We start from the raw sequence: 504 nt of genomic DNA, 5'->3' as shown, positions 1-504 counted from the left end.
TCTCTTTAATTGCAGATTCAATATCTTTATCACCTTTTTGATTCGGTTTAATCGCTTTAATATTTACAACTGGTCGATAATTAACTTGTAATGCTTTTTGCCATAAATCAATCCATTCACTTTATTTTATATATTGACCTTGCTTTTTAAAATACGCACTTTCAACACATAACAAAACATGCATATGTTGATTATAACTACCGTCATTTTTATTAACTGTAACCTCCGTCGAACGCATAAAACCAATTAAATTCTTTTTAACCTTTGTATACATTTTCAATTTATTAAAAGCCTTAGACATATGTTTTAAACTTTGTTCTAAATGTTCTTCTTTCTCTTGTCATAATAAAATCGCCCATTTTCTTAAATTAACAATATTTATTTTCATAGAATTTGTCCAATTAAGTATAGACGATTCACTTAATTATATCCTATTGGATATAATCAAATGTCAAGGCATTTTCTAATCGTAAAAACCCATTTCCATACAAATTATTATTTTTA

The 504-nt window shown here is 26.0% G+C and carries 1 pseudogene; it reads right to left on the bottom strand.

The features are described 5' to 3' along the window. A pseudogene (locus DVK01_RS22965) lies at positions 1-322 on the bottom strand (protein rep); the annotation flags it as partial. Positions 323-504: the final 182 nt, after the last annotated feature.

Origin of the sequence: Haloarcula sp. Atlit-120R (genome assembly GCF_003665885.1) — an archaeon.
GTDB classification, from domain to species: domain Archaea; phylum Halobacteriota; class Halobacteria; order Halobacteriales; family Haloarculaceae; genus Haloarcula; species Haloarcula taiwanensis.
Note: the sequence above shows the minus strand (reverse complement) of the source record. Positions and strands in the feature narration are given on the sequence as shown.